At 63.2% G+C, this 23,574-nt stretch carries 24 protein-coding genes, 2 tRNA genes and 3 pseudogenes; 19 read left to right on the forward strand and 10 right to left on the reverse strand.

All coding sequences use genetic code 11. The annotated features are described in order from the left end of the window. The first annotated feature begins 35 nt into the window (after positions 1-35). Genes mdcA through ACVWZM_RS26830 form a run of 3 tightly spaced genes read left to right on the forward strand, consistent with a single transcriptional unit; the run spans position 36 to position 3,777 of the window. Positions 36-1,691 carry a malonate decarboxylase subunit alpha gene (mdcA, locus tag ACVWZM_RS26820; RefSeq protein ID WP_141342574.1) on the forward strand — a complete coding sequence of 552 codons (1,656 nt, stop codon included), beginning with the start codon at positions 36-38 and terminating at the stop codon, positions 1,689-1,691. Between the two features lie 12 nt (positions 1,692-1,703). Further along, positions 1,704-2,963 carry a malonyl-CoA decarboxylase gene (locus ACVWZM_RS26825; RefSeq protein ID WP_082653791.1) on the forward strand — a complete coding sequence of 420 codons (1,260 nt, stop codon included), beginning with the start codon at positions 1,704-1,706 and terminating at the stop codon, positions 2,961-2,963. Positions 2,964-2,997: 34 nt separating this feature from the next. Continuing rightward, a complete protein-coding gene (locus tag ACVWZM_RS26830) occupies positions 2,998-3,777 on the forward strand; it encodes an alpha/beta fold hydrolase (protein ID WP_057017328.1) in 780 nt (259 codons plus the stop codon). 59 nt (positions 3,778-3,836) lie between these two features. Here ACVWZM_RS26830 and ACVWZM_RS26835 read toward each other — a convergent pair whose 3' ends face one another. Further along, positions 3,837-5,057 (reverse strand): OpgC domain-containing protein, encoded by a 1,221-nt coding sequence (locus tag ACVWZM_RS26835; RefSeq protein WP_057017329.1) that lies wholly within the window; start codon positions 5,055-5,057, stop codon positions 3,837-3,839. Between the two features lie 822 nt (positions 5,058-5,879). On the opposite strand from ACVWZM_RS26835, the gene ACVWZM_RS26840 reads away from it, so the two are divergent. The 5 genes from ACVWZM_RS26840 to ACVWZM_RS26860 all read left to right on the forward strand — a co-directional run bounded on the left by ACVWZM_RS26840 (position 5,880) and on the right by ACVWZM_RS26860 (position 8,841). Continuing rightward, the gene (locus tag ACVWZM_RS26840) at positions 5,880-6,857 is read left to right on the forward strand and encodes a helix-turn-helix transcriptional regulator (protein WP_057017331.1); all 978 of its coding nucleotides are present in this window, start codon (positions 5,880-5,882) and stop codon (positions 6,855-6,857) included. A gap of 509 nt (positions 6,858-7,366) precedes the next feature. Next, positions 7,367-7,885 (forward strand): hypothetical protein, encoded by a 519-nt coding sequence (locus ACVWZM_RS26845; protein ID WP_156436214.1) that lies wholly within the window; start codon positions 7,367-7,369, stop codon positions 7,883-7,885. A gap of 133 nt (positions 7,886-8,018) precedes the next feature. Further along, positions 8,019-8,204, forward strand: a complete 186-nt coding sequence (locus tag ACVWZM_RS26850; protein WP_057017333.1) for a DUF3606 domain-containing protein — start codon at positions 8,019-8,021, stop codon at positions 8,202-8,204. 1 nt (position 8,205) lies between these two features. Beyond that, a complete protein-coding gene (locus ACVWZM_RS26855; protein WP_076830016.1) occupies positions 8,206-8,382 on the forward strand; it encodes a DUF2934 domain-containing protein in 177 nt (58 codons plus the stop codon). 114 nt (positions 8,383-8,496) lie between these two features. After that, positions 8,497-8,841: a DUF1236 domain-containing protein gene (locus ACVWZM_RS26860; RefSeq protein ID WP_028333446.1), complete on the forward strand. Its 345-nt coding sequence runs from the start codon at positions 8,497-8,499 to the stop codon at positions 8,839-8,841. Between the two features lie 85 nt (positions 8,842-8,926). On the opposite strand, the gene ACVWZM_RS26865 is transcribed toward ACVWZM_RS26860, so the two are convergent. The 3 genes and pseudogenes from ACVWZM_RS26865 to ACVWZM_RS26875 all read right to left on the reverse strand — a co-directional run bounded on the left by ACVWZM_RS26865 (position 8,927) and on the right by ACVWZM_RS26875 (position 11,830). Further along, on the reverse strand, positions 8,927-9,145 hold the full coding sequence (locus ACVWZM_RS26865; protein WP_018273549.1) for a hypothetical protein: 219 nt from the start codon (positions 9,143-9,145) through the stop codon (positions 8,927-8,929). A gap of 361 nt (positions 9,146-9,506) precedes the next feature. After that, positions 9,507-10,221 (reverse strand): annotated as a pseudogene (locus tag ACVWZM_RS26870) (flagellar hook assembly protein FlgD). 10 nt (positions 10,222-10,231) lie between these two features. Continuing rightward, the gene (locus ACVWZM_RS26875) at positions 10,232-11,830 is read right to left on the reverse strand and encodes a flagellar hook-length control protein FliK (protein WP_456855318.1); all 1,599 of its coding nucleotides are present in this window, start codon (positions 11,828-11,830) and stop codon (positions 10,232-10,234) included. Between the two features lie 358 nt (positions 11,831-12,188). Here ACVWZM_RS26875 and mnmA point away from each other — a divergent pair, with 358 nt between their 5' ends. From mnmA to ACVWZM_RS26895, 4 genes are all read left to right on the forward strand, one after another. Continuing rightward, the gene (gene mnmA / locus ACVWZM_RS26880; protein WP_057017334.1) at positions 12,189-13,385 is read left to right on the forward strand and encodes a tRNA 2-thiouridine(34) synthase MnmA; all 1,197 of its coding nucleotides are present in this window, start codon (positions 12,189-12,191) and stop codon (positions 13,383-13,385) included. 25 nt (positions 13,386-13,410) lie between these two features. Beyond that, positions 13,411-14,049 carry a class I SAM-dependent methyltransferase gene (locus tag ACVWZM_RS26885; RefSeq protein ID WP_141343435.1) on the forward strand — a complete coding sequence of 213 codons (639 nt, stop codon included), beginning with the start codon at positions 13,411-13,413 and terminating at the stop codon, positions 14,047-14,049. A gap of 53 nt (positions 14,050-14,102) precedes the next feature. After that, positions 14,103-14,471 carry a hypothetical protein gene (locus ACVWZM_RS26890; protein ID WP_076830031.1) on the forward strand — a complete coding sequence of 123 codons (369 nt, stop codon included), beginning with the start codon at positions 14,103-14,105 and terminating at the stop codon, positions 14,469-14,471. Between the two features lie 116 nt (positions 14,472-14,587). After that, positions 14,588-14,664: transfer RNA gene (locus tag ACVWZM_RS26895), tRNA-Met, on the forward strand. Positions 14,665-15,196: 532 nt separating this feature from the next. On the opposite strand, the pseudogene ACVWZM_RS26900 reads toward ACVWZM_RS26895, so the two are convergent. After that, positions 15,197-16,279: pseudogene (locus ACVWZM_RS26900) on the reverse strand (recombinase family protein); the annotation flags it as partial. A 387-nt stretch (positions 16,280-16,666) separates the two neighbouring features. On the opposite strand from ACVWZM_RS26900, the gene ACVWZM_RS26905 reads away from it, so the two are divergent. Then, a tRNA-Glu gene (locus ACVWZM_RS26905) sits at positions 16,667-16,736 on the forward strand. 100 nt (positions 16,737-16,836) lie between these two features. Next, positions 16,837-17,268 carry a DUF6538 domain-containing protein gene (locus tag ACVWZM_RS26910; RefSeq protein WP_076830034.1) on the forward strand — a complete coding sequence of 144 codons (432 nt, stop codon included), beginning with the start codon at positions 16,837-16,839 and terminating at the stop codon, positions 17,266-17,268. A gap of 79 nt (positions 17,269-17,347) precedes the next feature. Here ACVWZM_RS26910 and ACVWZM_RS26915 read toward each other — a convergent pair whose 3' ends face one another. Then, positions 17,348-17,761, reverse strand: a complete 414-nt coding sequence (locus ACVWZM_RS26915; protein WP_253625457.1) for a hypothetical protein — start codon at positions 17,759-17,761, stop codon at positions 17,348-17,350. Positions 17,762-17,808: 47 nt separating this feature from the next. Then, entirely contained in the window at positions 17,809-18,204 is a 396-nt protein-coding gene (locus ACVWZM_RS26920; RefSeq protein ID WP_200844448.1) for a hypothetical protein, read from the reverse strand. 140 nt (positions 18,205-18,344) lie between these two features. Between ACVWZM_RS26920 and ku the strand changes: the two genes are divergently transcribed. From ku to ACVWZM_RS26935, 3 genes are all read left to right on the forward strand, one after another. After that, positions 18,345-19,277 carry a non-homologous end joining protein Ku gene (gene ku / locus ACVWZM_RS26925; protein WP_456855319.1) on the forward strand — a complete coding sequence of 311 codons (933 nt, stop codon included), beginning with the start codon at positions 18,345-18,347 and terminating at the stop codon, positions 19,275-19,277. Between the two features lie 283 nt (positions 19,278-19,560). Further along, on the forward strand, positions 19,561-20,064 hold the full coding sequence (locus ACVWZM_RS26930) for an NUDIX domain-containing protein (RefSeq protein ID WP_253625459.1): 504 nt from the start codon (positions 19,561-19,563) through the stop codon (positions 20,062-20,064). Continuing rightward, entirely contained in the window at positions 20,061-20,525 is a 465-nt protein-coding gene (locus ACVWZM_RS26935) for a metallophosphoesterase family protein (RefSeq protein ID WP_253589108.1), read from the forward strand. Before ACVWZM_RS26930 ends, ACVWZM_RS26935 begins: the two co-directional genes overlap by 4 nt. 74 nt (positions 20,526-20,599) lie before the next feature. Here the strand turns inward: ACVWZM_RS26935 and ligD are convergent, their stop codons facing one another. Next, positions 20,600-21,547 carry a non-homologous end-joining DNA ligase gene (ligD, locus tag ACVWZM_RS26940; protein ID WP_253589109.1) on the reverse strand — a complete coding sequence of 316 codons (948 nt, stop codon included), beginning with the start codon at positions 21,545-21,547 and terminating at the stop codon, positions 20,600-20,602. A 245-nt stretch (positions 21,548-21,792) separates the two neighbouring features. Between ligD and ACVWZM_RS26945 the strand changes: the two are divergent. Next, positions 21,793-21,980, forward strand: a pseudogene (locus tag ACVWZM_RS26945) (DUF3606 domain-containing protein). Between the two features lie 25 nt (positions 21,981-22,005). On the opposite strand, the gene ACVWZM_RS26950 reads toward ACVWZM_RS26945, so the two are convergent. Together ACVWZM_RS26950 and ACVWZM_RS26955 are read right to left on the reverse strand one after the other, a co-directional pair. Then, positions 22,006-22,284, reverse strand: a complete 279-nt coding sequence (locus ACVWZM_RS26950; protein WP_141340648.1) for a hypothetical protein — start codon at positions 22,282-22,284, stop codon at positions 22,006-22,008. A 362-nt stretch (positions 22,285-22,646) separates the two neighbouring features. Continuing rightward, the gene (locus tag ACVWZM_RS26955; RefSeq protein ID WP_253589111.1) at positions 22,647-22,895 is read right to left on the reverse strand and encodes a hypothetical protein; all 249 of its coding nucleotides are present in this window, start codon (positions 22,893-22,895) and stop codon (positions 22,647-22,649) included. Positions 22,896-23,307: 412 nt separating this feature from the next. Here ACVWZM_RS26955 and ACVWZM_RS26960 point away from each other — a divergent pair, with 412 nt between their 5' ends. Further along, positions 23,308-23,562: a hypothetical protein gene (locus tag ACVWZM_RS26960; protein ID WP_253589112.1), complete on the forward strand. Its 255-nt coding sequence runs from the start codon at positions 23,308-23,310 to the stop codon at positions 23,560-23,562. Positions 23,563-23,574 lie beyond the last annotated feature (12 nt).

Here is a 23,574-nt window from a genome sequence, read left to right on the forward strand (position 1 = left end):
CTATTATCAATTCCGCCCGCCTACCTTCGCTTCAGATGATCAAGCAAGGAGAGGCCATCATGTCGGAGACGACACCACGAACCGATCGCACGGCGCGCCTGGCGCGCGCGCGAACTGTCTGCGGCACAAACGGAAAGGTCTGCCCGACCGACCGCGCGGTCGAGCTGCTCGAGGCGGTCATCGCATCCGGCGACCGGGTGGCGCTCGAGGGCGACAACCAGAAGCAGGCGGACTTCCTGGCCGCGTGCCTCGCCGGGGTGGACCCGTCGCGGGTGCATGATCTGCACATGGTGCAGTCGGTGCTGGCGCTTCCCGATCATCTCGCGGTGTTCGAGCGCGGCATCGCCAACCGCCTGGACTTCGCCTTTGCCGGCCCGCAGAGCCGCCGCCTTGCCGAGCTCGTTGCCGCCAAGGCGCTGCGGATCGGTGCGATCCATACCTATCTCGAGCTTTACGCGCGGATGCTGGTGGACCTGACGCCGCAGGTTGCGCTCATCGTGGCCGACAAGGCCGATCGCGACGGCAATCTGTACACCGGTCCGAACACCGAGGACACGCCGACCATCGCCGAGGCCGCGGCGTTCCGCGGTGGCGTCGTCGTGGCGCAGGTCAACGAGATCGTCGATCGTCTGCCGCGCGTCGACATCCCCGGCGACTGGGTCGATGTCGTGGTGCCCGGTCCGAAGCCGTATGCGATCGATCCGCTGTTCACGCGCGATCCCGCCAAGGTCAGGGACGAGAACGTCCTGATGGCGATGATGGCGATATCGGCGGTGTATGAGCCTTATCAGGTGACACGGCTCAATCACGGCATCGGCTATGCCACCGCGGCGATCGAGCTGATCCTGCCGACCTTTGCCGCCAAGCGCGGGCTGAAGGGCAAGGTCGCGCGGAATTTCGTGCTCAACCCGCATCCGACGCTGATCCCCGCCATCGAAGCCGGCTTCGTCGACAACGTCTATTGCTTCGGCTCGGAGCTCGGCATGGAGCGATTTGTCGCCAGCCGTCCCGACGTGTTTCCGGTCGGCGCCGACGGCAATCTGCGCTCCAACCGCGCGCTGGCGCAGGTCGCCGGACAATATGCCTGCGACCTGTTCGTCGGCGGCACCTTGCAGATCGATCCCGAGGGCAACAGCTCGACCGCCACCAAGGACCGCATCACGGGCTTCGGCGGCGCGCCGAACATGGGTGCCGATCCGCGCGGCCGACGCCACGACAGCGTTGCCTGGTTGCGTGCCGGCGAGGAAGCAGGCGAGCGTCTGCGCGGCCGCAAGCTCGTGGTGCAGATGGTCCAGACCTGGCAGCCGAACGGCGCGCCGAGCTTCGTCGAGCGCCTCGACGCGTTCGACCTCGCGGCCTCGGCCGGCTTTGCGCTGCCGCCGGTCATGATCCATGGCGACGACGTCAGCCACGTGATCACCGAACGCGGCGTTTGCAACCTGTTGCGTTGCCGCTCGCCGCAGGAGCGCGAGGCCGCCCTGCGCGCGGTCGCCGGCGACACCGAGTTCGGCCGGCGGCAGGACGCCGGGACGACCGACGGCCTGCGCCGCCGCGGCATCGTGATGCTGCCGTCCGATCTCGGCCTCGACGTCGAGACGGCGACGCGCGACTGGCTCGCCGCGAAATCGATCGACGACCTCGTCACTGCATCGGGCGGCCTCTACGTGCCGCCTGCCAAATTCCGCCGCTAGAAGGAGGCTCCCATGACCCACGCCGAGCACATCCCAGGCAGTCCACCGGCCTCACTCGACAAAGCGAGGCAACTCGCCGCGGCATTGTTGTCCGAGCGCGGCGAAGCGTCGGGCGCCCTGATCGCGCGCCAATTGCAGCAGACCATGCGCGCGCTCGATGCCACCGGCCGGCACGGCTTTCAACGTTATCTGGCGAGCGCGTTTCAGCCCGACGCGGCGGCGCTGCAGGATGCGGCGAAGCGTTATCTTGCCGACGGCACCGCGGCCGCCGCGGCCGATTTGGCCGACGCCGCGGATCCGCCGCGCCAGGAGGTGTTGCGGCGGATGAACATGGCGCCCGGCGGCACGGCGAGCCTGATCGCGATGCGCAGCGAGATCGCCGGCCGTTTCGGCTCCGAACCGGAGCTGAAGCTGCTCGATGCCGATCTCAAGCATCTGTTCGTCTCATGGTTCAATCGCGGCTTCCTCGAGCTTCGCCGCATCGACTGGCAGTCGCCGGCCGCCGTGCTCGAGAAGCTGATCGCCTATGAGGCGGTGCACGAGATCAAGGGCTGGGACGATCTGCGCCGCCGCCTTGCGCCCGACCGCCGCTGCTTTGCCTTCTTCCACCCCGCGCTGCCCGGCGAGCCGCTGATCTTCGTCGAGGTCGCGCTGGTGCAGGGATTGGCCACCGCCGTGCCACCGCTGCTGGTGCAGGATGCGGATCAAGACAGCGCAGGCCTCAGGGCCGCGCATGCCGACACCGCGATCTTCTATTCGATCTCCAACTGCCAGGACGGACTGCGCGGCGTGTCGTTCGGCAATTTCCTGATCAAGCAGGTGGTCGAGGAGCTGCAAACGGAATTCCCGCAGCTGAAGCGCTTCTCCACGCTGTCGCCGATCCCGGGCTTCCGGCGCTGGCTCAGCCAGCAGCCGCAATCCGGCGGCAACGAGGTCGCGACGCTGCGCGAGCTGGAGCGCGAGGGCTGGTGGCACGACGCGGCGACCTGCGAGACCTGGCGTCCGGTCCTGATGAAGCTGTGCGCGCAATATCTCACGCGCTCGCCGGCGTCAGGAAATCGCATCGATCCGGTGGCGCGCTTCCATCTCGGCAACGGTGCCCGGCTGGAGCGGATCAATTGGCTCGGCAACACGGCCGACCGCGCGATGGCGGAATCCTTCGGCATCATGGTCAACTATCTTTACGATCACGACAGCATCGAGCGTAACCATGAGGCCTTTGCGCGCGTAGGAGAGATTGTCCGTTCACCGCAGGTGGACGCGCTTCTCTGATTTTCAACTCAGCATACAACAACGGAGCAGTAACATGATGATGAACAGACGCGCCTTCTCGACCGCCTTGCTCGCTGGAGCCGCGGCTTCACTGGTGTCCACGCGCGGCATGGCCGCCACCACGCCGCCGGTCAAGGCGCGCAACGTCGTGCTGGTGCACGGCCTGTTCGCCGATGGCTCCTGCTGGTCCGAGGTCATTCCGCGGCTGCAGGCCGCCGGGCTCAACGTCACGTCGGTGCAGAATCCGTTGACCACGCTGCCTGAAGCGGTTGCCTCCGCGCAGCGGGTGCTCGATCGCCAGGATGGTCCGACCGTGCTGGTCGGTCATTCCTTCTCCGGCATGATCGTCACCGAGGCCGGCGTGCATCCGAATGTCTCGGCGCTGGTCTATGTTGCGGCGCGCGCACCCGATGCGGACGAGGATTACTCCGCGCTGGCCAAGACCTATCCGACGCCGCCCGCGAGCGCCGGCATCGTGTTCGACGGCGACGAGGGTCGGCTCGGCGAAGAAGCGTTCCTGCGCGATTTCGCCGGCGACCTGCCGGAGGCGAAGGCGAAGGTGCTCTATGCCGTGCAGCAGCCGTTCCAAAAGCAACTGCTGGCCGGCAAGACCAGCCATGCGGCCTGGCGCAGCAAGCCGAGCTACTACGCCGTCTCGACCGAAGACCGCACCATCAATCCGGATCTCGAGCGCTTCATGGCCAAGCGGATGGGCGCCACCACGATCGAGGTGAAGGCCAGCCATCTCGCGCTGATCTCGCAGCCCGACGCGATCGCGCGGCTGATCCTCGACGCCGCGCGACAGTCGAGCTGAGCGTCGGCGCCAGCCGTGCGTGGGAGAGCATCCGCTTCTCCCGCGCACGATGGCGCGCCTTAGAGGATATGCGCGCCATGACCGTCGAAAATGCCGCGATCGCCGGCGCGCGGCACAAGGTCATGTCCGGCGGCATCGACATCCGGCGGCCGGGCGCGCTTGGTGCCGAGCGTGTTCAGCAGCGTCGCGACCGCGGCCATCGCAGCAACACCGGCAAGACTGAGTCCGATCTGCATCGAGAGCCGGTTCGAGATGTCGAACAGGTCACATTGGCTGCCGAGCGCCAGCAGGACGCCGAGACAATAGATCGGCAGCGAGTTCTCGCCACAACGCCTCGCGCTGCGCAGTATCGGCATCGACAGTCCCTGCCAGCCCGCGGGAACGAGCCATGACACCACGATGGCGAGCGCCAGAAAATGCAGCAGCCGCAACGGGCTCAGATTCGACTTGTCCATCGGAAACAGCAAATCCGTCAGCGCCTGCGGCAGCAGCGGCGGCTTGATGCCGTGGCCCAGCGCAACGACGAGGCCGAACACAAGATAGAGCGCGGACAGAACCAGCGCAGGGCGCGACGTCACCCATCCCTGGATCGTCCTTCCCTCGATGACGTACCATGCGCCCAGCACGACCGGAAGCTGCCAGGCCAGCGGGTTGAAGAACCAGACGCCGTCGGGCCAGGAGGGAATGCTCCAGCCGAAGACATGCACCAGCGCATAAAGCGACAGCGAAAGGCCAAGCGTCAGGTTCGGCGCCCGCAGCAGCAGCCACAGCAGCGGTGCGAATAACACGTGGCAGATCACAAAGACCGGCAGCACGTCGGTATTGACAGGGTGGAATTGCAGGACCGCGGCGTGCGCAAGCGCTGCACCCGGACGTTCGAACAGAACCCGCGTATTGCTGTCGTCGGCGAGGCGATCGCTGCCCGCGAGGTAGACGACGATCGCGCAGGCGAGCGTCAGCAGCAGAAAGGCGGCATAAATATCCCATCCTCGCCGCAGCGAACGGCCGATCATGCCGCGCCAGCCGTCGCGCTGACGCGCTCTGCCGTAGGCCAGGGCGCAGGTGACGCCCGAGATGAACATGAAGATTTCGGCGGCATCGCAGAAGCCGTAGTTGCGCAGGGTCAGCCAGCTTCCGACGTTGTCTGGAATGTGATCGAGAAAGATCCACCACAACGCGATTCCGCGACAGACATCGATGCGCGGGTCGCGGCCGGTCGATCTGAACTCCGGCGGGGTCTCGCCGAGCAATCGCTTCGAGCTGCGGGTTCGATCGTGCATCTGTCGATCTGTCTGGCGGGCGCGCGCGGCCTCATCGGACCTAGGTCCATGAGACGCTCGGGTGCTCCGAGGCGTGCGCGTGCCGGACTAGCCTCCGGCCAACCTGTATGATTGTGCGCTCCAGCTACTACCCGAGGGTTGGCGGCGCTTCCGCCGGCCAGCCGCACTCACGGGGACCGGGTGGATCGCTATCCTCCGACGGCGCCGCCTGCGCGACGTCGCCGATGGCCGGCAACAAATGCTGCTTTCGCATTTCGGCGAGGCGGGCACGACAGTATTCACGATAAAGCATGTCGAATATGATGGACATGATCGAACGCCTTCTTGATCACCAGGTTGACTTTCCCACGTGACAGATTTCGACCATTTCAACCGGCGGCGATAACCGACAGTGCCGCAGGCAGTCCGACGCAACCAAAATCGATATCAGTCGTCCTACTGAATGACCTGCGCGTGGCGACTTAGCCAGGAGACCGCGTACAGGGGCATGACACTGATTTGCGCTATACTCTGCCAGGAATGTTTGAAACGGATCCGATGGCAGCAATTACAAATAGAGCGATCGCGACTGCTTCTTCTTAAAAGGGAAATTTGCCGCGATTTTCATGATGTCATTATATACGTAATATTTTGACCACCAAGTGAATTAGTTCACATCAGCATCAATCACAGGCGAACAAGACTAGCAGACCGGTAACGTGGCTTCTTGGACTCATGCGCACGGATCGGGCGAAGACCGGTGCGTGAATCGCAAAATGCAGATACCGATTGTGGAGTGCCGCAACATTTCATTCCGACGTTTTGTGAAGGCTGGAGGTCCCCATGCCGATGGACGCAGCCAATTTCGCATCGTATCGATTTTCGACGTGCGAGCTTCCGGAACGCATTCGTATCCCGCTCTGGCGCGAGCACTTTGGCCGATGCATCGTGCACGCCGATATCGAGCCTCTATCGAACGTTTCATTCCAGGCCGATGCGTCGCTGCGAGCGGTTCAGGGTTTGCGCATGCTGGCGCTGAAGGGCACGTCGATGCGGTTCAAGCGTTTGCAGGCGAACCTTGCCGATGGCGATGACTCCATCGGGGTCATCTTCTGCTCTCCGGGCAGATGTCAGCTATCGCAGCGCGGCCGGGACGCCGATTTTCGCGCCGGCGACGCAATTGCAATTCTGCATTCCGAGCCCGCCAGCGTCACCTATATCGACGGGTTGCAATTCGGCCTGGCCGTGCCGCGCGAGGCGCTTGCGCAGCGCGTGACCGACGTCGAAGGTCTGGTCATGCGGCCGATTTGCCACCGGACAGAAGCATTCCGACTGTTCATCTCATATCTGAAATCGGTGCTTAAGACGAAAGCGCTGAGCGCGCCGAAGCTTCGCGATACAGTCGTGACCCATATCCACGATCTCATCGCGCTCGCGATCGGCGAGTGTGCTGCGTTGGGCGAGAGCAGCGCGAGCGCCGTCGTCGCTGCGCGGCATCGTGCTATGCTCGACTACATCGCCGCACACTTTGAGGAGCCTGGGCTCAACGTTCAAACGGTTGCGCGTGGCCAGGGCATCTCGCCGCGCTATCTGCAGCGCCTGATGGCGTCATCAGGCCCGTCGTTCACCGAGCGCTTGAATGAATTGCGCCTCCAGCGGGCGCTCAAATTGCTCACCGAGCCAGATGCCGGCCGTCGGCGAATTTCCGATATCGCGCTCGAGGTCGGTTTCTCGGATGTTTCGCATTTCAACCGTCTGTTCCGAGCCCGCTTCGGCGATTCGCCACGCGGTGTGCGGCTCGCACGAAAGGGCTCTCACTGAGCCGCCGCCCCTGATCGGCATGTGCGCGAGATGCTGCCTGGGGGCGCTCCGGAGCGAAGGGCGAGGTGGGTTGAGGCCGGCTGCAAGTCTCGTTGGGGCAAAACCCGACGTTGGGGCGGGCCCGAGCCTCGAACGCCTCTCGCGGCTGTGCGCGCATTAGCTTATGTGAATCGACACAACTTATGTGAATCGAAGCGCTATGGTGGCGGCTCTGCTCCCGGAGTGGCGAGCCATTGGTCGATCTGGACGGCGCGCTCGGCCTCGCGGGCCTTCTTGAGAAGTCGTTCCCGCTCGGTGCCGGGAGGCAGATGCGAAGCCCTCGCGCGGGCCGCTTCCTCCAGCTGAATGAGGCGGTATGCGAGCGTTGTGGTTTGCTTGAAGCGATTACGGCGTTTCATGTGTGCAATTGGTGTTTTCAACCCTGATGTAGGTCCGAACCGCGCTCGTCGTCGTTTGTTCCTATTGAACGGCGGGGCGTGGCCTGTCCTGGTCGCGTCCTTGAGAGCACCATGCGGCGGGCCGGCCAAGGAATGCCGGACATCGGCCGGCAGCGTCGGTCTGCGGGAAGCGAGCCGAGCCGAGATGAGAACGATCACTCCCCGTCAGACGCTCGTCGAAGCCAGCGGGATGCGGAAGAGCTCGCTATCGCCCGCATCGCGAACCGAAATGAAATTGCCGTCGCGAACCATCTCCGGCTTTTCAGTCCCGATCCGGTGAGCGATGAAGCTGCCGTGATCCTGGGCGTCCTTGTCGTCGGCACAGTCGTGACCGACAACGTCGTGTGCGGGGATGTCGCCCGCGAGATGGAAGAAGTATCTGGGCATCTAGGTCAGCTTGTCCAAATTGCCGAACGGCTTCGCGGGCGGCGCGTTCTCGGCCTTCTTGATCTGCTGCGCGCCTTCCTCGGCAAGCCTGCCATCGTTGATGATCTCGGCGATGAGCTGCTTGACCCGTCCGCCGATCCTGTCTGCAATGCCTGTCATGGCTTACCTTTGTTCGTGCTGCCGCCCGCTGCCTCTCACGACTGAAGTATCGCTCGTGGAGAATGTTCCTCCGAGGGGTGAGGACCCAGCCATCCAGAAAGGAACAAATGACTGTCCGGAAGATTGGATCGCCAGCAACGGCCGAGGCTCAGGCCGAGCGGTTGACGCGAGAAGTTCAGTGACGAAGCGCCTGACCAGGAAAGAGCAGTTCGATCGATCGAAGATCAACATGCACGATCTGCTTCAGGTGAGATGCTGGACACATGCCCTCGGCGTGTCGCGCGAACAGCTGCGCAAAGCCGTCGAGAAGGTCGGTGACTCGGCCGTGACGGTTCGCAAGGAGCTCGGAATTCTCGAGGAATGACATGGCCACCGAACAGCAGATCCGGGACTACGCGCGGCAGCTCTGGGAGAAGGCCGGAAAGCCCGACGGCAGGGACGAGGAATTCCGGCACGCGGCCGAGGTCGAGCTGAATGCGGAGAGCGAAAGTCCGGACGCGCCAACACTGGACCAGCCGAACAAGACGTCCATTCCCGGATGAACGCCTTGGCGCGAGGAGCGCGCCGGCAACGCGATTGATCGGGATCTTCCGTTAGGAACATTGCCATTCTGTCGCGGTTCTCGAAACGCCGCATGGAGCGGTGAGGAGGACGTTATGAAGAAGCTGGTTCTGATTTCTGTTGCCGCCGTATTGGCGTCGACGGGCGCTTTCGCCCAGAGCACGATTGTCGGCACGACCGGTGCCGGACATGCCGCCACAGTGCAGATCGAGCCGCAATATCGCACGCGAATCCACAGCTATGTGACCGAACACAAGATCCGTCCCGTCGAGACGCGGGAGAGGATCGTCGTCGGCTCGCCTGTGCCGCGCGAGGTCGAGCTTGAAGCGGTGCCTGCCGATTGGGGCCCGTCGCTCACCAGATATCGCTATGTCTATACCGGCCAGCGCGTGATGCTGGTCGATCCCGACACCCGTACGGTCGTGCAGGAAGTCGAGTGAGGCCGCTCTGATGGCGGGCCGCCTGCAACGGCGGCGGCCCGCGCTCAAGCGCCGTTCCGTCAGCGGCCATCGACCGCGTCGGTCGTCAGAGACCGATGCTGGCCACAGCCGCTTCCGCGACGCCCTTCGCGTCGAGGGCGCCGGTCTTGCCGATCTCGATGACCTTGCGGGCCACGATCTCGCAAAGCGGATCGTTGCGATCGACCAGACCCATCGAATGCAGCGCCAGGCTGAACGCCCTGTTGAAGAGCTCGATTTGCTCCGGCGTGTATTCGCCCGTCTTCAGCAAGCGATTGATCGGCATTGTCGAGCCCCACAGCAAGCAGCCAAGTGACGTGGCTATAGCATGGAACCGTCGCGATCGGCACCCGGCTTTTCCCTGCGCGCCCTACAACAGTGAAGGCGGAACGAACAGCAAAGCTCGGGCAAATCATGTCGCGAGAATGCGATCGTGTGACCACAAAAACCGCGCCACACACTCAGTGTCGTCCCTGCGAAAGCCGGACCCATTACCCCAACTCTCAATTGTTGCGCGACGCTGGGGCCACGATCCCGTTCATTACCAAATGCAGTGGTTATGGGTCCTGGCTTTCGCCAGGACGACGATAAAGTGTGGTGTGCGCGGTCGCCCGCTCACAGCGCAGCTACGGATCGTGGCAATGTGCTCAGCTCGAGCCAGTCGCCCCGCGCACCACGCGCTTGATCTTGTCGGTGGTATAGGTCTGCCCGCCGATCGAGAGCAGCGGCGGGGAGGCGGTCAGGTCGACGGAGTCGACAACGCCCTGCACCTCGGTCGAGATGGCGATCGGGTTGCCCTTGGAATCCTTGCCGGTGGCGGCCAGCGTGTAGGTGCCGGCCGGCCATTGCGTGCCGTCATTGCCCTTGCCGTCCCAGACGAAGCTGGCGTTGCCCTGCTTCAGGCTGAAATTGCCGGAATAGGCGGTCTGGCCGGTCGAGCTGGTGATCGTGATGGTGGCGCTGGTGGCTTGCGGGGACACCAGATTCCAGGTCGCGGATTTGTCGAACTGGGTCTTGCTGCCGTCGACCGCGACCGTGTTGCCGACATAGACCAGCGCCTGGGTCGACTGCGCGCTCTTCTCGATCTCGATCAGCGACTTCAGCTGATCGTTGGATTTCAGTTGCTGCTCGACGCCCGCGAACTGCACCAGCTGCTGGGTGAACTGGTTGGTGTCGAGCGGGTCGAGCGGGTTCTGGTTCTGCAATTGCGTGGTCAGCAGCGTCAGGAAGGTCTGGAAATTGTCGGCGATGCCCTGCGAGGAGGTCGTCAGGCCGCTGCCGCTGCTGCTTCCAGAGTTCGTTCCGTTGCTGGTGCCCGGTGCTGAGACGACGGGGCGTCGGCATGGTTGCATCGACTGCCATGGTGAACTCCTTACACTCTGATATCGACGCCGCCGAGGGCGCCGGTTGCACGGCCGTAGGAGCGGCCCGCCGCTGCGGCGGGAACGCTGTCCTCCTCGGTGACGATCAAACGATGGGCGTTCGGATTGGACTGGCCATTGTTGTTCTGGCCCGACTGCGACTGGTCGCGCAGGCTGAACTGCAATCCGCCATTGCCGGTCGAGAGGCCGGCATTGTCGAGCGCGCGCTGCAGCTGGTTGGCGTCCTGGCGCAGCATCGACAGCGTTTCAGGGCGTTCGACGGTGAGATGCGAGGTGACCTGGCCGTTGCGATCGACATCGATGCGGACATCGATGCGGCCGAGCTCGGCGGGGTCGAGCCGGATCTCGAAGCGACTCTTGCCGCTCTTGGCGGAGGCGGCGATCTGCATCGCAAGCCCGCTGAGCGGCACGGCGGCGCTCTGCGCGGCGTTGGTCACGGTCAATTGTGCGGTCGCAGACGGCGTCGTCTGGGTGGTCGCCAATTGGGTCTGGAACGTATTGGGCGCCTGAGCGCTGGAATCGGGCGTCGCGAGCGGGGATTGCACAGCCGCCTGGCCGCCGACCGTCGGCGCGGCGTTGCCGTCGCCCTTCGCATCGGACTTGATGGCATCGGCTGCACCGTCCGCGGCGGCCTTCGCCTTGCCGGCGGCGGCGGCCGATTGCGCGACCGCGGGGACGATGTTGGTCGGAGCGGCCTGCGCGGTGTTGGCGTTGCCCTGGGCTGCGCCGTCCTGATCGGCAGGCGCCGTCGCGGCCGCGTCCGTCGTGGCGACCTGCGCCTTGGCCTGCGTCGTCGTCTTCGCGGCGGGCGTTCCGGCGGCAAGCGTGGCGGCGAGTGCCGCATCGCCGGTCGCCGTCGCGGCGCCCGGAACCGTCGTCGCATCGGCGGTGGTGATGATCTGCGCGTCGGTTTTGACGCCGGCTGCCTTCGCGACCTTGTCGGCGTTCGCTGTGGTGGCCGCCGCCGCTGCGGTGTCGGCGCCGGCAGGCGCGCCGCTGCCGGCCGCCGCACCGGTGCCGGCGATGGCCGAGCTTGCCGCGATGGCCGCCGCCGCGATCGCGAGTGGTGCGGCCGGCTGGTCGGACGGCGCGGTGGCCGCCGGTGTCGGGGCGGTCGCCGGTGTCGCGGCAACAGGAGCAATCACGGCATTCACGGTTGCCGCACCGGGATCCTGCTGCGCAGTAGCCTGCGTCGCGTCCGGCTGGTCACTGGTCGATTTCGCATCGGAGCTCGATGTCGAGTCGTCCGATTTCGATTTCGATTTCGACTTGGTCTTGGACGGCGCGTCGCTGTCGCTGTCGACCTTGTTGTCGTCCCGAGAACTGGCGGAATCCCGCGACGTCCGGTCGGGGCCCGTGCTGGTGTCGCGGGGGCGTGCGTCGGTCGTCGAGGGCGGATCGTCGGACCGCCGCGAGGGCGCCGGCTGGGAGTCGTAGCGGCTGCTGTCGTTTGCGGACGCAGTGTTGCTGTCGACCAGCGCGGCAAAGCCGTCGTTCCCCGCCTGCGAAGCGGGATCAGGCCGCGACGACCGCTGCGTCGCGCCCTGAAAAGACCGGCCTGCCAATGCTTCCGACGTGACGCTGACCACTGCCAACCCTCGCAAATGAGACTTCCGGCATTTTGTCAGCAAGGAGTGGGCCAACCGGCGATGGTAATAAATATTGAGTTATTTCAGAAGGTTATGGAGTGCCTTGGCCGGCTGGAACGGGTTCCCGGCAGGTCTCCTTTTTGCCCGGCGGCAAGATTTGCCGTCCAGGCGCGGCGCCGCACGGCTTCCGCGGATTGCCTCACCGGAATACGGCCTATATTAAAGGTGGCCTCCAACGCGTCTGAACCGACCGAACCGGCCTTGGATGTGTTCTAAGGCTCTCTGGACAAAAGGCTTTTTCCAATATCGTCGCGGAGCGTCTAAGCTCGCCGCGACAGTGACCAATGACCGCTTAAAGATGCTCAACAGTCTGGATCTCGAAGGCCGCCCTGAAGACACACGGATCGTCGTTGCCATGTCCGGCGGCGTCGACTCGTCAGTGACGGCTGCGCTGTTGAAGTCGCAGGGTTACGACGTGGTCGGGATCACGCTGCAGCTGTACGACCACGGCGCCGCGACCCATCGCAAGGGCGCCTGCTGCGCCGGCCGCGACATCCACGACGCGCGCAATGTCGCCGAGCGGATCGGCATCCCGCATTACGTGCTCGACTACGAAAGCCGCTTCAAGCAATCGGTGATCGACAATTTCGCCGACAGCTACGCGCTCGGCGAGACGCCGGTGCCGTGTATCGAGTGCAACCGTTCGGTCAAGTTTCGCGATCTGCTCGCGACCGCGCGCGAGCTCGGCGCGCAGGCGCTCGCTACCGGCCACTATGTCGCCTCGCGGCGGCTTGCCGACGGATCGCGCTCGCTGGTCTGTGCCGCGGATGCCGATCGCGACCAGAGCTATTTCCTGTTCGCGACCACGCGCGAGCAGCTCGACTTCCTGCGCTTCCCGCTCGGCGATATGACCAAGCCGCAGACCCGCGAGCTGGCGCGGCACTTCGATCTCGAGGTCGCCGACAAGCAGGACAGCCAGGACATCTGCTTCGTGCCGACCGGCCGCTACACCGACATCATCGGACGGCTGAAGCCGAATGCGATCGCGCCGGGCGACATCGTCGATCTCGACGGTCATGTGATCGGCCAGCACCAGGGCATCGTTCATTTCACCGTCGGCCAGCGCAAGGGGCTCGGCATTGCCTCCGGCAGCCCGCTCTATGTGGTCAAGCTCGATGCGGCGACGCGCCGTGTCGTGGTCGGGCCGCGCGAGGCACTGCGGATGGATCGCATCGCGCTGCGCGACGTGAACTGGATCGGCGACGGCGCGCTGGATCGGGTGATCGGCGAGGGCATCGAGATCTATGTCCGCGTGCGTTCGACGCGCGCGCCGCAGCCGGCGTGGTTGCGCGCCGTCGATAGCGGCTATGAGGTCGAGCTCGTCGCCGGCGAGGAGGGCGTGTCGCCCGGCCAGGCCTGCGTGTTCTACGACGCCGCCTCCGGGCAGGCGCGTGTGCTCGGCGGCGGCTTCATCAGAAGTGCAAGCGCCAGCCGCGCAATGGGGACCGCGACGCAGGACGTGTTGGCGCCGCTTGCGGAAGCGGTTCGCGGATAGACAGAAGAAACGTCGGGGCAGGGGAATGGCTGGGGACATCGACCGCGAAGGGGTCGAAAAGGCGTATGGCCGCTGGGCACCGATCTACGATCTGGTGTTCGGCAAGGTGTTCGATCAGGGCCGTCAGTCGACGATCGCGGAAGCCGACCGGATCGGCGGCCGCGTGCTCGACGTCGGCGTCGGCACCGGGCTCTCGCTGTCGGAATACAAGCGCACCACAAAACTATGCGGCGTCGATATTTCCGAGCCGATGCTGCGGCGGGCGCTCAAGCGCGTGCGCACGCAGGGCCTGACCAATGTCGAGGCGCTGGCGGTGATGGACGCCAAGAATCTCGCATTTCCGGATGCGTTCTTCGACGCGGTGGTCGCGCAATATGTCATCACCGCGGTGCCGGATCCCGAGGCGACGCTCGACGATTTCATCCGCGTGCTGAAGCCCGGCGGCGAGCTGATCCTGGTCAATCACATCGGCGCCGAGAGCGGCCCCCGCCGCGTCTTCGAGCTTGCCTTCGCGCCGCTGGCACGGCGGCTCGGCTGGCGTCCGGAGTTTCCGTGGGAGCGGCTGACCAATTGGGCGGCGAAGCATGGCGGGGTCAGCCTTGCGGAGCGCCGGCCGATGCCGCCGATGGGGCATTTCTCGCTGATCCGCTTCCGCAAATCGTGAGGTTGCGGCGATTTTGCGAGGGAACATCGACGCGTCGTCACGGTTTTCTCGTCATGAGGATCAGTCGAACACTCGCTTTATCCTGTGTGCTGATGCTGGCACCTGCTGTTGCCGCGGCGCAGGCGCCGCCGACATCAGCCACGCCGCCGGCACAGACCGCGCCGCCGGCGCCGCAGCGCGCCGCCGCGAATTGCGCGCCGCAGCAGCAGCCGTCGCATCCCGGCGCGCCGGCTCCCGAGGGAACCACCACCGGGCAGAGCAGCCAGCCGCTGGGCGACAAGCTCGCCAAATCCGACGGGGTGTTGTGCCCGCCGGCCGGGGTCGATCCCGAAATGCGTGCGCCGACCCCGCAAGGCGGCAACACGCCGGTGATTCCACCGCCCGGCAGCCCCGGCGGCGACCCATCGGTGAGGCCGAAATAGCCTCTGCCTGCAATAAGTTGCTGCCCCGTCCGGGTTTGCTTGACAGGCGCGCATGCCACTCTTTATATGCCGCGCGTTCGCACCCGCGGCTCACCAGCCGCCGATGGCGAGCCCATGGCGGGGTAGCTCAGCTGGTTAGAGCACGGGAATCATAATCCTGGGGTCGGGGGTTCGAGTCCCTCCCCCGCTACCATCTTTCCCCACACTCCTTTGACTTGGTTTGGATAGGCCTTTTCCCCGAGCAGGGCGTTTAGCCGGCCTGCTATCTCCACGGCTACACCACCTGGGCGGCCTGGATCGCGGAACACGGTGACCGACTCAACCAAGTCTCTGATCGCTTCTGCGGCCTCTCCGTCGCCCGCACTGACACCTTTACCAAGTGCTTCTTCAAGCCGACCGAGTTGCTCCTCATATCGTTTGAGGATGGCCGGATGCAGTGCGACTTCCTTCAGGGCGGGTGGTTCACTCTGCAACTCCTCAGATATCCGCTTTCGTTCGGCATCTAAGGCAGTCGATCGCGGTCCGAAAACGGATGGATCGCCATGTCCTTTCGCGATCGCATCCACCAGTCGTTCGATTTCCCGGTTTATTTGCCCAAGCTGCTGCTCAAGGCGCTGCCGTTTTGCATGTGAGGTGGCCGCGAGGCGCTTCCGCTCCTCAAGATACGTGCGTACGTATTCTGAGATAACCTTCGGTGCGCGCAATTCGGCCTTTAGTCCGTTGAGGACTGCGCTCTCGACAGTGTCTAAATAAAAAGTCTTGGCGTCCGGACACGTGCCGCTCTCCGTCGCCGCCGAGCAGCGAATGCGAACGCGCCCTGATTTGTCCCGCCCATTGGTTGCCATGCCCGAGCCGCACGAGCCGCAACGGAGCAGGCCAGACAGCATCCGACGAGGCCGGCGTTGATGGCTGGGGTGGGTGTGACCGCGTTCCTCTTTGCGCTGCTGAGCTGCTCTAAATAGCTCTGGATTGACAATTGCAAGATGCGGCACTTCAGCCACCTGCCAGTCACTCTTAGGATTTGGTCGTGACAGGCGCTTTCCCGAGTCGGGATCTTTCACCATCCTGACTTTGTTCCAGACGAGGCGCCCTACATAAAGCTCGTTCTGCAGAATGCCGGCACCTCTTTCGAGATTGCCATTGATAGTTGAGGCATTCCATGCCCGCCCTCGCGGAGGTGATACCCTCTCTTTGTTGAGATCGTGCGCGATTTCGCGAGGCGTCCGACCGTCCACGTATTCCTGGAAGATGCGCCGGATCACTTGTGCCTCGGCCTCGACGATGACCCGTTCGCCACTCTTTCCAGCGACCGCAGCGTATCCGTATGTTAGGCCACCTCCCGCCAAACCCTGCTTGACCCGGCCTGCTTGGCCACGCCGCACCTTGTGCGCGTTGTCCTCGCGATAGAGTTGTCCAACGAGGCCGCGAAGACCGACCAGCACGGTATTCACGACGCCTTCGTGGACTGCCCGGATCTCGATGCCGAGAAAAGATAGTCGCTTATGGATACCTGCTAGATCTTCCATATCGCGAGAGAGGCGATCGAGCGCTTCGACGATCACCACGTCAAAGGATCTCTCCCGCGCTTGGTCTAACATCCGCAGAAGGCCTTCGCGTCCCATGACCGAGCCACCTGAACGAGCCCGATCTTCATGGCTGCTGATAACCGTTAAACCTTCGCGCTCTGCATAGGCTTGACAAAGTGAAAGCTGATCTTCAATCGAGCGCTCGTTCTGAAGATCGGTTGAGAATCGAGCATAGATCGTCGCTCTCTTCCTTTTCTCTTCGATCGGCGAGCTCTCTTTCATGATCTTCCCTCGCGGCCAGACGAGCAAGTACGCGCGCAAGGCGTAAGATCGCCTTGTCTGGATTCGTCTGCAAGGACAATTTGCGAGGCGCTTCACGCACGATCGAACCTCTAGGTGATCGCGCAACTCAACGAGGTGCACACACCTGCGCTGGCGCCACACCACAAAATGTCGGCGTCGGAGATCATCCAGAGCATCATGCTTGGGCGGTGCCTAAGCGGAATGGCCGCTATGAGCTCGTCGTGCAATTGGATGCCGCGGCGAAGAAAAAGGGATAGAGTTCAGAAGGCCTTCACCGCCGAAGTGCGTGCTGCTAGGCACCCCTGCTCATGCAGACGAGCCGGGCCAGAGATCCGTAAGGTCTCCATCGCAGGACTCTCCTCACGATGATCATCAGGCGGATCGACTTTACCCTCTCAAGGCTGAAACAGGGGTTCGATTCCCCTAGGGAGCGCCAGCGGCTCTAGAAGCGCTGATAGATCAAAAACATCCTGCAAATCATGGCTTTGTCTGCTGTCGGGTGGTAGCAGAGAGTAGTAGCTTTGACGCGCGCGCTGATGGGACTGATCAAGGACAGACACGGGACTTACCACGCTCAGCGCAAGGTGCCGGAACGCCTGCAGGAGGCGGTTGCGCGTGTGCTCAATTCCGGCCGCGACCGCCAAGTCTTCCTCAAGAAATCGCTCGGCACCAAGAAGCTCAAGGACGCAAACGTAGCTGCCACGCACGTCTTGGCTGATTTCGACCGAACATTTGCCGCTGCCGAGGAGCTGCTCAAGAAGCGTCCTGTCATTCCCTCACTGACCGATGGCCAGATCAAGCGCATGGCCGAAAGCTTCTACGCCAGCACGTTGGCGAACGACGAAGAGGAGCGCCAAGAGGGAACTGGATCGGAGGCAATCTTCCAGAGCGTTGCGGAGCAGCTTAACCTCGGTGCGATGCCTCACTGTGGCTGGCGCATTCGCGAAAAATTTTCTCGTCGCCCTTAGTGTCCGGAAGTATTCGAACCGCCGCTGACGTGCGCTGTCGTACGCGAGCGCCCTCGGATGCTCGCATTGACGTTGCTCGTCACACAGAGCCAACTCTCGTCCTGTCGAGCTTTATGCGGATAGGAGGGCCACGTGAGATACGATCGACGAGATCGTGCACGAAGGTGGTCGGCGGGAACTTCATCGTCGCGAGGTCCACGTCGCTCGGCGTCTTGCAGCGCGCGCACCTGATCTCCAGCCAGGGGAAGCCTCCATTCACGGCCTGATCGATGGTCGGCGATGGATCGATCGGTTCGCCGTCACTCCACATCCGCTCGTTCCAGCTCTCGCAAAGCAGCCTGTCCGCTTGCTGGATCATTGCTTCGCCCTTGGCCCGCATCTCCGCCGATTGGCCAGCCAGGATATTCGCCATCGCGCGTGCCTTGCCGAGCTCTTTCGCCAGAGCCTTGCGCTCGCCGCCCGACAGGGGCGTAGGGTGATACTTCGGGGCCATCCGGACATCCAGGCGCAAAGAGATCGGATCGGCAAATCCTGAGCAAACTACGGCGTCTCGAACGCTGGCCAGCACCCGTCTTCTTCATGTCTGCCGGTGCGCTGCTGGCAGGTGTTGTCGAGCAACCGTTGCGCCACGTCCTTCCAGACGGCGTTGGCGCCATACAAGCGGACGGCATCGGCGGTCTGGATCTCCACGGTCCGCTCGCAGCGGCGGCAGGAGACGCGCAGCACGTGGGCCTTAATTTCCGAGAGGCGTCGCTGTCGAGCCTGGGCCACGGCCGGGCCGGCGCGAGGGTCTTTGAGGACCGATTCCCAATATTCGGCCGGGAGCGGAGCATCTGGACCCGCAGCGGACGGCGCTCGTCTACGGTCGGCTTCAGCGGTCAGTTTTTCCATTTGCTTCGGGTTCGGCATGCGCCAGCTCGCGGGTCGGTCGGTCATGTCCGAATTAGAACATAGCAAGAACAAATGTCGAGTCCGACCTAGCAGCAGCTGAGAAAAATCCTCCTTTGGGACGGGTCGCGATGTCGGAACCAAGCCGGGTCGTTCGTCTTGAATCCGGCATCAGTATCGGAGTTCCCATGGCCCCCCGCGCTAACTGGAAAGGCTTCCTGCGTCTTTCCCTCGTCACCTGTCCGGTCGCGCTTTATCCGGCCACCTCGGACTCCGAAAAGGTCTCATTCAACCAGCTGAATCGAAAGACCGGCCATCGGATCAAGTACGCCAAGGTCGACGCCGACACCGGCGAGGAGGTCGACAACGAGGACATCGTCAAGGGCTACAAGGTTGATACCGATACCTTCATCGAAGTGACCAAGGAGGAGCTTGAGAACGTCGCGCTGGAATCGACGCGAACCATCGAGATCGACGAGTTTGTCGACCGAAGCGAGATCGATCCGCGATATCTCATTCGCCCCTATTACCTGCGTCCTGACGGCAAAGTTGGGCACGATGCCTTCGCCGTCATTCGGGAAACCATCCGCGAGATGAACAAGGTCGCGATCGGCCGTGTGGTGCTGACCAATCGCGAGCACATCATCGCGCTCGAACCGCTCGACAAGGGTCTGATGGGTACGCTGTTGCGCTACCCTTACGAAGTCCGCTCCGCCGAAGAGTATTTCGACGAGATCCAGGACGTCAAAGTCACCAAGGACATGCTCGATCTCGCCAAGCACATCGTCAATCAGAAGGCGGGCCATTTCGAGCCGGACAAGTTCGAAGACCAGTACGAAACCGCCCTCATCGATCTCATCAATCAAAAGCGCGCCGGCAAGCCCATCACCGCGAAAGTGCGTCCCCGCGGCGAGAACGTGGTGGACCTGATGGACGCGCTGCGCAAAAGCATCGGAAGAGAGGGCGCGTCCGCGACAAAGGCACCCAAGAAATCAGGAAAAAAGCCGCGCAAGGCGGCGGCCGGGCAGAAGGAAATGCTGATGCCGATCGCAGGCAAGAAGCCGGCGAAAGAGGCCGCGGCGAAGAAGCCGGCGGCCAAGCCGCAGCGGAAGTCGGCTTAGGTGTCGTGAAGCATCCGGTGACGCCGGACGGCCCTACTTCGATGTCCGAGGCAGGCTCGGGAGAATGGCAAATCCTATCTCGACGAGGTCACGCGAGATCATCTCGTCGGCCGTCTATTGGCGACCCGATGGGGCGATGCGCGCCAGGAAGGCGGCCGACCGCGAGGCCGAAGTAACGGTGCATGGGACGTGGACGAGGCTAAGCAGGCGCTCGGCGAACGCGGTCCGGTATGGCGGGACGACGGCTCGCCGGCGCTCGATTGCTCTGCAAAGTAGGAGCGATATGGCTGCGGTGAAAAAGACTTCCAGGAGATCGACCTTGAGCGCAGGCATTCTCGCATACCGCAAGGGCGCTCATGGGCTCGAGGTTCTGCTCATTCATCCCGGCGGCCCGTTCTGGCGTAAGAAGGATGATGGCGCCTGGTCCATTCCTAAGGGCGAAATCGATGCCAATGATGCTCCGGAGCACGTCGCTCGACGCGAATTTGCCGAAGAACTCGGCCCGAGCGCTTCGATTGGTCCGCTCCAGCCGCTGGGGGAAGTCCGACAGCGAGGAGGGAAGCGTGTCATCGCGTTCGCCGGCGAGGGCCACTTTGATCCGGCAGCGCTGACCAGCAATACCTTCGATATCGAATGGCCGCCCCGAAGCGGTCGACGGCAGAGTTTTCCCGAAGTCGACCGCGCGGAATGGTTTGATATCGAACTCGCGCGGACCAAGATGCTGTCCGCTCAGGTGGAATTTCTCGATCGCCTTTTGGCAATCGCGGTTGAGAGCGTCGGGAAATGAGCTTCCGGATTGGAATCATTTCGGACACACACGGCCTATTGAGACCCGAAGCGGAACGAGGCCTGACGGGCGTCGATCACATTATCCATGCCGGCGACATCGGGCGCCCCGAGATCGTCGACGCGCTTCGCCGGATCGCGCCCGTCACGGCCATTCGTGGAAACGTAGACAGTGGCGAGTGGGCTCGCGACTACCCCGACACGAAACTCTTACGTCTGGCGGGTAAGTCGATCTACGTTCTGCACGACCTGAAGACGCTGAAGGTCGATCCCGGCGCCGGCATCGACGTCATCGTCTCCGGGCATTCCCACGTGCCGAAGATCGACACGGTCGGTGGCATTCTCTACCTGAATCCCGGCAGCGCGGGACCGCGTCGTTTCAAGCTGCCGATCACGCTTGCGACGCTCGAACTCACGCCTGACGGCATGCGACCGGAAATCCACGACCTTGAAGGCGACTGAGTGCCACCGCGGAGGGCCGGAGGAGGCGAGTGCGTCAATCCTTCCGTTGCCGGGTTACGCCCCCGAGGGAAGTGCTATTTGCGCGGACGTTCTCGCTCGCGTACGACCTCCTTCGCCCGCTTGTCGGACCTGAGCCCAAGATAGACGGGCTGACGCAGTTCGCCCTTACTCGTCCACTCCGCGAATTTGACCTCGGCAACCCACGAGGGCTTGACCCAGGTCGTGGCAGCCTCGTCCTTCACTTTGGCAGGGAAGGGTGATTTCGGGGTCGTCAGCTTCACGAGCTTGGCGTGGAGCCCTTCCAGGACCTTGTGGCTGAAGCCAGTGCCGACATGTCCGATATAGCGCCATGTGTCGTCTTCCCGCACGGCGAGGACCAGGGCGCCGAAGAACGGCCTGGTGCGCTTAGGCGCCGTGAAGCCAGCGATCACCACTTCCTGCCGCTTTGCTGTCTTGATCTTCAGCCAATCCGCCGTCCGGCTTCCGGAGGCATACGCGCTGTCGGCGCGCTTCGCCATGACGCCTTCCAGACCCTTCCGCTCGGCCTCGGCGAAAAATTTCGTGCCGCTCGCTTTGCGGTGACGGCTGAAGGCGATCAGCCGGTGACGCGGCAGGATCGCTTTGAGCCGCTCCTTGCGCTCGAGAAGAGGCTGTTTGCGCAAGTCAACCGTGTCCTGAAACATGAGATCGAAGGCGCAATATAGGAGCTTGGCTTCATGACGCAGCGCGTTCTGAAGCAGCTGGAAATGCGAAACGCCGTCCTTTCCGATCGCGACGAGCTCGCCATCGATCACGGCGTCGCCCTTCACGCCCTCCAGCGCTTTGGCGACCTCGACATAGCTGCGGCTGATGATCTTGCCGTTGCGGCTGTAGAGTGCAACCTTGCCCCGCCGGATTTCCGCGATCATCCGGAAGCCATCGTACTTATCCTCGAAAACCCAGCCGCGGTCATCGAACGGCGCGTCGGTGAGCGTAGCGAGCATTGGCTGTAGGCGTTTCGGCAGGGTCGACGTCCGGCTCATTCAAGGGCCAATCCTTCGGAGCGTGTTGCGTAATGCACGGACGGCACCTTATCGCTCGAGGTAGCCAGGGCCGGTTCGATGAAGCCGGGGAAAAGCGCCTTGGTACCGATAGCCGCCGGCCTTTTACGCTGAAACGCCACTGAAGAACTCCACGCTGCAGCCAATTCAAATTGGCACAGTTCGAATCGTTCCGGAACGTGCGAATCCTTGTCGCGTTTGCTTCGATGTCGCAACAGGAGGCACCGATGGCGGTAGCGAGGAGGAGCAAGACGGCGCGCGGACGAAAACAGGACCGGGCGCGGGTGGCTGGCGGGCAGGACTACGAAGTGCAGTACGAGGCAAAGAAGAGTGGAAAGTCGGCACCGCGGTGAAAAAAGCAGTCAAGAAGGTCGGCAATTCGCGCAAGCGTGTAGAGAAACGGCTGGGCCGCTGAGTCGGAGAAGGGTCGGCGTCGGGAGCTAGCGCCGGTCCTCCTCGTCAGGGAGGCATTCTGGGCAGGTATCACCAATCGAGTCCAGCACGTCGCGAACCGCGGCCTCCGCTGCTTGACGGGATACGTCTTCCGGCAGGTCTCGGCGGGCGATATCGAAGGCCCGCTCTCGGGCATGCGGATCGGCGCGGTCCTGCATCCAACCGTGCTCCTCGCACTCGCGGATGGCGCCGGCTTCGTTCAGCACGTTGATCGCCCAACCGCGCAGGGTGCGGATCGCCGGCCGTCTCTGCTTGGTCATCAGCATTGAAAGGTTCTCCCACGCTGAGACGAATCGTTTAGCCCCGCAGACGTTCCCCATCGCTAACACACGACTGGGATTCTGGAGTGGGATCTCGTGGTCCATCGAAGGCCGAATTTTCCGCGCGGCCAGGTGCCAGGGCGGGCAAGAACGAACTGAAGAAACCGTTTTCCGATACTTCAGACGTCTTATCCGTTTTTTGCGCATGCGGCTGTCGCCGCACCGGGCCCTCGTGAACCGAGCCCCGGAGCATCTACGCCTTGCGGCTTCGATCCGTCGCGCACGAGCAGACCATGGCCCCTCGCGGGGCAGAAACGAAAAACCGGACCTTTGTGCAGCAGCCACCTGCACAAAGGTCCGGTCTTATCTTAGCGTGCCGCGATACCGAACGGCTGCAAAGGACGCTTCATATCCTTTGGAAGGTCTCGCTTTTCATCCGGGTTGCGACCCGGAGGCGGCAATAGATCAGTAGCCGATACGACTACTTCTTTTTCTTTGAAGTCTTCTTTGCCACCTTCTTGGTAGCTGCCTTCGCGGTCTTCTTTGCCTTCTTCGCTTTCTTGACCATGTCGTCCTCTGTAAGAATTGGCTCTAGTGAACATGCCCACGCCGTGCATAGACACGCGCACGAGTGAGACGATATCACAAAAGCAAAATTGATACCAAGGAGACGTGAATCCGCATTGAGTCGCTCGCCGGAGGCACTCGCCCTCGGGCCCGCCGTCATTGCATGCCGGCGTCGCTATCACTGCCCTTCGGGTCGGGTGCCTTTTTAACCGGTCTCGCGACTGCACTCGGTCCCGGGTCCCGCCGCTACGCGTCGGCGCTATGCTGACCCTCCTGCGGGTGCCTCTTTTGATTCTCTCACTCTTCTCTTGTTGTCAGCCCTGCCGGGCTACCCGGCATTCTCACGGTTGAGATCTAAGTCCGTATGTCCTTTAGCGCCAGCATAGCGGCGCCATCGGTCTCCGTCGCAGTCGAGCCGCCGCCGCGTATGAAGGCGCGGCGGCTCGACATCGGAGAATGCAGATGCAGAAGATTCTTTACGTGGGGCTCGACGTTCACAAAGTCAGCATTTCGGTGACCGTGGCGGAGGACGGACGCAACGGGACCGTGGGTTTCATCGGTGCGGTGCCAAACACACCGGCAGCGTTATCTAAGCTGCGCAAACGGTTGGCCAAGGACGGCCATCGACTGGAGTTTTGTTACGAAGCCGGCTTCTGCGGCTATGGCATATATCGGCACCTTCGCCCACGTACGCGGGAGTGCGATCAGGGTCGCTAGCGTTTGCCGGAC

It is taken from the genome of Bradyrhizobium sp. USDA 4501, from assembly GCF_054062115.1.

Coding starts and splice junctions, on each gene's coding strand:
- ACVWZM_RS26865 (WP_018273549.1), bottom strand. CDS start 9,145: ATGCCGATCAATCGCTTGCTGAAGACGGGCGAATACACGCCGGAGCAA.
- ACVWZM_RS26935 (WP_253589108.1), top strand. CDS start 20,061: ATGAGCTTCCGGATTGGAATCATTTCGGACACACACGGCCTATTGAGA.
- ACVWZM_RS26885 (WP_141343435.1), top strand. CDS start 13,411: ATGGCTGGGGACATCGACCGCGAAGGGGTCGAAAAGGCGTATGGCCGC.
- ACVWZM_RS26950 (WP_141340648.1), bottom strand. CDS start 22,284: ATGCTGATGACCAAGCAGAGACGGCCGGCGATCCGCACCCTGCGCGGT.
- ACVWZM_RS26910 (WP_076830034.1), top strand. CDS start 16,837: ATGGGACTGATCAAGGACAGACACGGGACTTACCACGCTCAGCGCAAG.
- ACVWZM_RS26890 (WP_076830031.1), top strand. CDS start 14,103: ATGAGGATCAGTCGAACACTCGCTTTATCCTGTGTGCTGATGCTGGCA.
- mnmA (WP_057017334.1), top strand. CDS start 12,189: ATGCTCAACAGTCTGGATCTCGAAGGCCGCCCTGAAGACACACGGATC.
- ACVWZM_RS26835 (WP_057017329.1), bottom strand. CDS start 5,057: ATGCACGATCGAACCCGCAGCTCGAAGCGATTGCTCGGCGAGACCCCG.
- ku (WP_456855319.1), top strand. CDS start 18,345: ATGGCCCCCCGCGCTAACTGGAAAGGCTTCCTGCGTCTTTCCCTCGTC.
- ACVWZM_RS26845 (WP_156436214.1), top strand. CDS start 7,367: ATGCGGCGGGCCGGCCAAGGAATGCCGGACATCGGCCGGCAGCGTCGG.
- ACVWZM_RS26825 (WP_082653791.1), top strand. CDS start 1,704: ATGACCCACGCCGAGCACATCCCAGGCAGTCCACCGGCCTCACTCGAC.
- ACVWZM_RS26960 (WP_253589112.1), top strand. CDS start 23,308: ATGCAGAAGATTCTTTACGTGGGGCTCGACGTTCACAAAGTCAGCATT.
- mdcA (WP_141342574.1), top strand. CDS start 36: ATGATCAAGCAAGGAGAGGCCATCATGTCGGAGACGACACCACGAACC.
- ACVWZM_RS26830 (WP_057017328.1), top strand. CDS start 2,998: ATGATGATGAACAGACGCGCCTTCTCGACCGCCTTGCTCGCTGGAGCC.
- ACVWZM_RS26860 (WP_028333446.1), top strand. CDS start 8,497: ATGAAGAAGCTGGTTCTGATTTCTGTTGCCGCCGTATTGGCGTCGACG.
- ACVWZM_RS26840 (WP_057017331.1), top strand. CDS start 5,880: ATGCCGATGGACGCAGCCAATTTCGCATCGTATCGATTTTCGACGTGC.
- ACVWZM_RS26920 (WP_200844448.1), bottom strand. CDS start 18,204: ATGACCGACCGACCCGCGAGCTGGCGCATGCCGAACCCGAAGCAAATG.
- ACVWZM_RS26855 (WP_076830016.1), top strand. CDS start 8,206: ATGGCCACCGAACAGCAGATCCGGGACTACGCGCGGCAGCTCTGGGAG.
- ligD (WP_253589109.1), bottom strand. CDS start 21,547: ATGAGCCGGACGTCGACCCTGCCGAAACGCCTACAGCCAATGCTCGCT.
- ACVWZM_RS26955 (WP_253589111.1), bottom strand. CDS start 22,895: ATGCACGGCGTGGGCATGTTCACTAGAGCCAATTCTTACAGAGGACGA.
- ACVWZM_RS26930 (WP_253625459.1), top strand. CDS start 19,561: ATGGCTGCGGTGAAAAAGACTTCCAGGAGATCGACCTTGAGCGCAGGC.
- ACVWZM_RS26915 (WP_253625457.1), bottom strand. CDS start 17,761: ATGGCCCCGAAGTATCACCCTACGCCCCTGTCGGGCGGCGAGCGCAAG.